The following is a 7217-nucleotide window of genomic DNA, read 5'->3' on the forward strand; positions in this document are numbered from 1 at the left end:
TACCACGTGCACGCGCTCGGCCCGACGGGCACCGGCAAGACCACCCTGCTGATGAACATGATCCTCGACGACGTCGAAGCCGGACGAGGCGTCGCCGCGTTCGACCCAGCCAAGGGCGACCTGATCCGCGACCTGCTCGACAGGCTCCCCACGTCCGCCGGGGACCGCCTGGTGCTGATCGACCCCGACGAGCGGCACGCACCCCCCCGGCGATCAACCTGCTCGACCCGGCCGTGCACGGCGGCACCCCGCACGACGTGGCCGCCAACCTCACCGCCGTCATGGCGAAGGTGTGGGCGCGCTGGTGGGGCCACCGCACCGCCGACATCTGCTACCACGCCTTACTCACCCTGGCCCACCTGGAAGGTTCGACCCTGGTGCAGTTGCCGCGCCTGCTGTCGGACTCCAAATGGCGGGCCGAGCGGGTCGCGACGGTCACCAACGCGCTGAAGGCGTGGGAGGGCAACACCCTCGGCGAGTTCTGGGAAGGCTTCGACGGCCTCTCGGCCGGGCAGCGGGCCGGGCTGACCGCGCCGCTGCTGTCACGGCTTCGTCTGGTGCTGGCGCATCCGATGGCGACGTCGCTGTTCGGGGTGGCGGCCACCACGTTCTCCTTCGCCGACATCCTCGACGGTGGAGTCCTGCTCGCCCGGCTGCCCAAGGGGGTCATCGGTGAGGACGGCACCCGCCTGATCGGCTCGCTGCTCCTCGCGGGATTGTGGCAGGCCACCACCGCCCGCGCTCGCATCCCCGAACACGATCGCCCGGACGCGATGGTCGTGCTGGACGAGTGTCACAACTTCCTGCACCTGCCCATCGGTATCGATGACGCCCTCGCCGAGGCCCGCGGCCTGCACACCTCGTTCGTCCTGGCACATCAATACCTGGGCCAGTTGTCCGGCGACATGGTCGAGGCGATCGACGCCAACGCCCGCAACAAGGTGTACTTCGCGCTCGCCCCCCGCGACGCTGTCGACCAGGCCCGCCACCTGCGCCCGTACCTGGACGACGGGGACCTGATCCGGCTCGGTGGCTACGAGGTCGTGCTCCGGCCGGTGGCCGGCGGCCGGGTGGTCCCTCCGGTCACCGCCGACACCGAGCCGCCCCGACCACCGGTCAACGGCAGGTCCGAGGTACTGCGTCAAGCGGCACACGAGCACACCGGGCTGTCGCACGAGGACCGCAGGAAGCTGCTCGGCACGGCGGCAACGGTCCCGGCGAGCACCGAATCGCAGCGTTCGGTGCAGGTTCCTGCACAGCCGTTGGTCGGTCGTAACACCTTCGCAGTTCATGGCGAGTGGTCCAACGAGACCCCTCACGAGCCGTCCAACGAGCAATCCAACGAGTTTTCCAACGAGTCCGAGGACTCGTTGGAAAACGCCCCCTATGACAGCCCATACCTGCAGGTCAACGGCGTTGAGGAGGACTGGTGGACCGGAACCGACTGGTAAGAGATATCACTCCTTCTAGCCTTCATGCTTCTGCCCCTAACGGTGCTCGCCTGACGGCGTCCGTCGTGGCCGGCGAACTGACCAGACTCACCCCCCGAGACCGGTTCCTGCTCAACCTGCTCGATCAGCACAAGACCTTCACCACCGACCAGCTCGTCGATCTCACCTTCGGTTCCGCCGGTCGTGCCCGCAACCGGCTCAACACCTTGCTCGAGCGCGACATCCTCGACCGGTTCCGGCACTACCAGCGGCCCGGCTCGCAAGCCTGGAGGTGGACCCTCGGCCCGGTCGGCGCGGCGATCGTCGCGGCCGGAAACGGTGACACGCTGCCCCGCCCGTCCGCCGTACGCGACGCCACCGCCCGATTGGCCCTGTCTCCGACACTGACGCACCTCATCACCACGAACGGGTTTTTCGTCGCGCTCAGCGCGTACGCCCGCACCGACCCGGCAACCCGGTTGGCGCGCTGGTGGAACGAGACCGCGTGCCGGGAGGCGGTCGGGACGGTGGTGCGCCCCGACGGGCACGGCGTGTGGGTCGGCGGCGGGCACGCGGTGCCGTTCTGGCTGGAGACCGACCTCGGCACCGAAACCCTGTCCCGCGTGGTCGGCAAGCTCACCGGCTACGCCGCGCTCCCGCCGTCGCGCGCGTATCCGGTGTTGTTCTGGTTTCTCACCGCCGTCCGTGAGGTGAATTTCCACGCCTGCCTCACCCGCACGCGCGTGCCCGACGGGGTGACCGTGGCAACCGCCGACGCCGCCAACACGGCCGAAACCGGCGGCCCGGCGGGGCCGGTCTGGCGGGTAGCCGGACAGCCGGGCCGGGTCAGCCTGGCCGAGCTGAGCACCTCGGGCGGTGCGGTATGGGACGGGTGATCTCGTGGGCGGTCGGCGGCCTCGTGCTGCTGCTCGTGGTCATCGCCGCCGCCGGGGCCGGGGCCGTGTCCGCGTTGTTCGGTGGCAGTGCCGCCTACGCCTGTACGGCCACCGTCACCACCCCGGGCACCGCCCCGGCCGGGCTGACCGCCGAACAGGCGGGCAACGCGGCGGTGATCATCGGAGTTGGTCAGCGCGAGGGCATCCCGCCGCGCGGGTGGGTGATCGCCGTCGCGACCTCGTTGCAAGAGTCCCGTCTGGTCAACCTCGGCAACCTCGGCGCGGCCAACGACCATGACTCGCTCGGGCTGTTCCAACAACGCCCGTCGCAAGGGTGGGGCACCCCGGCCGAGATCATGAACCCCGAGCACGCGGCCACCTCGTTCTATCAGCACCTGAAACGGGTGCCCCGGTGGCAGACACTGCCGCTCACTGACGCCGCACAGGCCGTGCAACGCTCGGCGTACCCGGACGCCTACGCCAAACACGAGACGCGTGCCGCCGCCATCGTCGCCGCCTACACCGGCGGTGTGGTGTGCGACGGGGGCGACAACCTCCCGCCCGAGGCCGCCGCCAGCCTGCCGCCCGGATTCACCCTCCCGGTGGGCACGCCGCCGCCGGTGGTGACCGCGATCGGGTGGGCACTCGGACAGCTCGGCACCCCGTACACCTTCGGCGGAGACTGCACCGCCGCGCACTCGGGCAACCCGCGCCGTCAGTGTGACTGCTCCTCGCTGATGCAACAGGCGTACCGGGCCGCCGGAATCCGCATCCCGCGCACCACCGCTCATCAGGTCCACGCCGGTACCGCCGTGCCCGGCCCCGCCGACCTTCACCCCGGAGACCTGATCCTGATCCCCGGTGGCGGCGGTACCCGCGCCGACCCCGGCCACGTCGGCATGTACCTCGGTTCGGGCCTCATTGTGCAAGCTCCGAAAACCGGCGACGTGGTGAAGATCAGCAAACTGTCCTCCTGGATTAATCAGATAGCGGCAATACGTCGCATCGTGCCGAGCTGACCCTTGACATTTCCATGAAGTCGAGCTCCGCCGGCCGCCGGCACCCGTGAAGTGACATTGAGCTCAATACGTCGACTTGACTTCACCGTGCGATAGAGCGTCCATGAATAGGTAAGCAATTCGCCACGGTAAAGGAAAACGCTATGACCGCCACCGCCCCGGTATTGCGCACCGAATCGGTTACCGCCGCCGTGAAAGGGCTCGCGGCCCGCTGTGACGGCCCCACGCTGGCCACCCTGACCGCGGCCGGTGACACGGTGACCGCCCGCCCGGAAACGCTGCCCGGCGGCGCACAGACCGCCGACAGTATCGCCGCCACGTGCGCGGCCATGGCCCGGCTAATCGCCCGACACCCCGCCATGCTGACCGCCGACGTGGCCGGATACGCGGTCATCCTGCCTGGTGAACGCTTCGCGTTCGCCGCCGACCGAACCGGCGTCACGCACCACATCCAACTCCCCGGAGTCCCCACCGAGTCGCTACGCGCCGACCGGTGGGACGCCATGATCGACAGCATCGCCGCCATGATCACCGCCGCCACCCACTGACCGACCCCACCCCGCGCGCCCGGCCATACGGCCGGGCGCGCTGGCGTTGCGGCCCCGAATTGCTGGCACCGCCACAACGCCCGACACGCCCGCTAGGCGTTCACCCCTACCAATCCCACCCGGCACGGCCAGAAAGTCGCCGAGCGGCCCGCACAATGCCGTTAAACGTGATACCGGGCCGATGGGCGCACCGCGCGACGAGGGAAACGGGTTTCCGGAACGGCCGCCGGAAAGAGTCTTGGAAATGTGGGTTGACAATGGCCCGGTGCAGAGGGTCCATGGACGTGGGCAACAACAACCGCCCTACCGGAACCGCCAAACAAAAGCGCACCGCATAACGCGGAACGCCATTACCAACCCTATTACCGGAGGTATTCAGCCATGACCACCACGACCACCACCCCCGCCCCGACCGCCGCCGAGACCGTCGCCGCCGCACTTGCCGCCCACGCCGACGGCATCACCACCCGCGCACTGTCCGAGTCGGCGGGCGTGAGCCCGTCATCGGTCGCGAAGGCCCTCGCCGCGATGGAGGCCGCTGGCACCGCCACCCGCACCCCCGGCCCCGCCAACGGCAACCGCAAGCCCGCCGACATCTGGCACCCGGTCACCGCGACCCCGGCTGGCCCGGCGGACGAGACCCCGGCGGACGACAGCCCGGCCGACGAGACCCCGGCCGACGACAGCCCGGCCGACGAGACCCCGGCGGACGCCACCCCGGCCGACGACAGCCCGGCCGACGACAGCCCGGCCGACGAGACCCCGGCCGACGCCACCCCGGCCGACGACAGCCCGGCCGACACGGCGGCGAAGGTTGCCCCGGTGTCGGGTGCGCCGGTCGGCCCGCGTCAGCCCGATCTGAGGGTTCTGATCATGGCTGGTGTGCTGGGTGGTCACCCGGACGGCATCACCGCCGACGCGGCGATCAACGAGAGCGGCCTGTCGGTCGCGATGGGTGACACGGTCCTCGCCGCGATGGAGGCGGCCGGTGCCGCGCGCCGCTTGCCCACCGCTGAGGACGGTACCGAGTTTTGGGTGGTGGTCGCGGACGCTGACCTCGCCACGGTGGACCCGGCGAACGCGCCGACGACCAGCACGTGCCCGACGTGCGGGCACACCCGCAAGATCCGCCGCCCGTCGGCGCGGCGCACCACCGGTACCGGCACCGGCCGCACCACTGGCGAGATCAACTCTGACGGGTCGGCGAAGCTGGCGAAAAACGGGCTGCGCAACCAGGTTGAGGCGTTCATGCGTGACCTCGGCACCGGCCACGACGTGACCCCCGGCATTGTCGCCCGGCAGCTCGGCGGGCGTAGCTCCGGCGCGGTCGGTAACGCCATGGCCCGGCTGACCGAGCCCGGTGTGCTGGTCCTGGTCAGCGAGGCCCCGGTGAAGTACGCCCTGGCCGAGACCGCGCCAGAGCCGACCGCCGACGTGGTCGCCTTCATGACCCGGCCGCTGACCGACGACGCGCCCGACGAGGCCGACAGCACGGACGACACCGACGCCGCCGACGCCGCCGACACCGCCGACACCGCCGAGACCGCCGAGACCGCCGACGCGGCCGACGACAGCACGGACGACGGGGCGGCCGACGACACCCGCGCCGACGCCAAGACCGACGCCGTGCCGGTTGCGGCCTGACCTATCACCCCGCCGGGGCCGGGCACCACGCCCGGCCCCGGCACCCGCACATCCACCCTGAACGGAAGGCACCCAACGATGACCACCCCACCGCACCACCACGACCGCCCTGCCGAGCCCGGCTCGCTACGCTGCCCCGAATGTGACCAACCGGCACGCCCGGTGCCGCCCCGCGAATGGCCCCTCGCCGGATTCGCCGCACGTCCCGGTGCGTCGCACCTCGACGGCACCGCGTTGTGCCCGGTGTACGGCCCGCATGGCGCGCAACCGGCCGAACCGGTGGGCGCACCGGCCCGGCTCGCGATCTGGCAGGCCGTCCGTCAGAACTGGCTCGCCCATCCCGAGTGGACCGTCCCGGATCATGTGGCGTGGCTCGACGGCGAGGGATACGACACCGACCCCATCGACAGTGACCCGGCCGAAGTCATCGACCGATGGCTCACCGAGCACCGCCGCACCGCCCGGCCGACCGCGCCGCCTACCGCCACCGAGGCACGGGTGTATGTGGTCGCCGGAGGCGACATGGTGGCCGTGTTCGACAACCCCGACGCGGCCGGGGCGCAGCGCATGGTGATGGAGGCGGCCGGGCTCGACACCATTGCCTCGGCGCTGACCCCGGGGCAATGGGACATCGCGCGGGAAATCCTGCGCGCGGAACACCCGGACCTGGTCATCAGCGACGCACGCCCCGACGCGACCGGGCAGACGGCATGACCGGGCCGTCTGCCCCGCCGCCGGGCATCCCCGCCGACATGCCCGAGGCGCTGGCCGCGCGTCCCCGCGACGCGCGGCGCGGCCTGCCAATCCCGCCGGTGAATGTGCACCCCGACCCGCACGGCAGCCGGAAGGCGCACGTGGACTTCACGACGATTAACACCTCGATCTCGACTCAGCTCGCCGCCGGCCGCCGGTGCTCTCTGTGCGGCGAGTCGATGGAGTACTGGGTGGCGTTCCTGGGCACCCCTCGTGCCGCCGAGCTGCTCCGGTACACCGACCCGCCCGGACACCCCGAGTGCCTTCGCGCGGCATTGACGTTGTGCCCGCATATCGCCCTCGCTCGGCACCGGCGCGCCCGCGCTGACCGGCCGAGCGCGGGCACCATGCCGCCCGGCGCGCACGGGAACAAACCCGACGGGTGGACATTGGGCATCACCCGCACCTACCGGTCAATGATCCTGCCCGCGCACGGATTCACCGTGTACCTACCGGCCCCGTTCCGCACCGTGCACGCCTATGTGTACGGCCCGGACGGGCGACTGTCCGCACACCCGGCTACCGGGTGACCCGGCCGTGACGGCGGGCGTCACTGTGACTACCAGCGATAGGTGGCGGAAGAGGGCGACGCTGAGCTGCGGTCGGACGGCGATTGCCAGCGATAGACGGCGGGAATTTCGAGATATAGCTGGCGGCACGTCCGGATTGCCACGCGGTCGCTATCCCTCGTCAGCGGCTCGGTACTCGTCGGCCTTCTTCCGATGTCCATCGGCCGTCTTGATCCCACGGTCAAGAGCTGTCGTCGCCTTGGCGTACTCGGTTTTGGTGATCCAGTTCTTCGCGCTCGTCGCGCCTCTTCGAAGCGCCTCTGATTCCGAGCGAGACGCCCGTACCTCTTTGGCCAACAGTCCGACCCGGGCACGGAGCGCCTCAATTTCCTTGTCCTTGCTCACATCTGGCCTCCCT

8 protein-coding genes are annotated in these 7217 nt (G+C 70.6%); 7 read left to right on the plus strand and 1 reads right to left on the minus strand.

The window, feature by feature from the left end; genetic code table 11:
- Nucleotides 1-233: 233 nt before the first annotated feature.
- The 7 genes from Aau02nite_RS14310 to Aau02nite_RS46415 all read left to right on the plus strand — a co-directional run bounded on the left by Aau02nite_RS14310 (nucleotide 234) and on the right by Aau02nite_RS46415 (nucleotide 6820).
- Entirely contained in the window at nucleotides 234-1451 is a 1218-nt protein-coding gene (locus tag Aau02nite_RS14310) for a type IV secretory system conjugative DNA transfer family protein (protein WP_246595134.1), read from the plus strand.
- Nucleotides 1452-1516: 65 nt separating this feature from the next.
- Complete coding sequence (locus Aau02nite_RS14315; protein ID WP_212988902.1) at nucleotides 1517-2326, plus strand: replication-relaxation family protein; 810 nt, start codon at nucleotides 1517-1519, stop codon at nucleotides 2324-2326.
- Complete coding sequence (locus tag Aau02nite_RS46405; RefSeq protein WP_246595135.1) at nucleotides 2314-3345, plus strand: C40 family peptidase; 1032 nt, start codon at nucleotides 2314-2316, stop codon at nucleotides 3343-3345. The genes Aau02nite_RS14315 and Aau02nite_RS46405 overlap by 13 nt, the downstream gene beginning before the upstream one ends.
- A 143-nt stretch (nucleotides 3346-3488) precedes the next feature.
- On the plus strand, nucleotides 3489-3893 hold the full coding sequence (locus Aau02nite_RS14325; RefSeq protein WP_246595136.1) for a hypothetical protein: 405 nt from the start codon (nucleotides 3489-3491) through the stop codon (nucleotides 3891-3893).
- A gap of 381 nt (nucleotides 3894-4274) precedes the next feature.
- The gene (locus tag Aau02nite_RS47345) at nucleotides 4275-5537 is read left to right on the plus strand and encodes a hypothetical protein (protein WP_281420985.1); all 1263 of its coding nucleotides are present in this window, start codon (nucleotides 4275-4277) and stop codon (nucleotides 5535-5537) included.
- A 279-nt stretch (nucleotides 5538-5816) separates the two neighbouring features.
- Nucleotides 5817-6251, plus strand: coding sequence for a response regulator (locus Aau02nite_RS14340; protein WP_246595137.1), 435 nt, complete (start codon nucleotides 5817-5819; stop codon nucleotides 6249-6251).
- Nucleotides 6248-6820 (plus strand): hypothetical protein, encoded by a 573-nt coding sequence (locus tag Aau02nite_RS46415; RefSeq protein WP_246595138.1) that lies wholly within the window; start codon nucleotides 6248-6250, stop codon nucleotides 6818-6820. The genes Aau02nite_RS14340 and Aau02nite_RS46415 overlap by 4 nt, the downstream gene beginning before the upstream one ends.
- Before the next feature lie 150 nt (nucleotides 6821-6970).
- Here Aau02nite_RS46415 and Aau02nite_RS14350 read toward each other — a convergent pair.
- The coding region (locus Aau02nite_RS14350; protein ID WP_212988906.1) for a hypothetical protein at nucleotides 6971-7217 on the minus strand (247 nt) is incomplete at its 5' end.

The sequence above is a fragment of the Actinoplanes auranticolor genome (genome assembly GCF_018332655.1).
Taxonomy (GTDB): domain Bacteria; phylum Actinomycetota; class Actinomycetes; order Mycobacteriales; family Micromonosporaceae; genus Actinoplanes; species Actinoplanes auranticolor.

Excerpts from the sequence above, each read along its gene's own strand:
- Aau02nite_RS46405 (WP_246595135.1), top strand. The coding sequence starts at position 2,314 with ATGGGACGGGTGATCTCGTGGGCGGTCGGCGGCCTCGTGCTGCTGCTC.
- Aau02nite_RS14325 (WP_246595136.1), top strand. The coding sequence starts at position 3,489 with ATGACCGCCACCGCCCCGGTATTGCGCACCGAATCGGTTACCGCCGCC.
- Aau02nite_RS47345 (WP_281420985.1), top strand. The coding sequence starts at position 4,275 with ATGACCACCACGACCACCACCCCCGCCCCGACCGCCGCCGAGACCGTC.
- Aau02nite_RS46415 (WP_246595138.1), top strand. The coding sequence starts at position 6,248 with ATGACCGGGCCGTCTGCCCCGCCGCCGGGCATCCCCGCCGACATGCCC.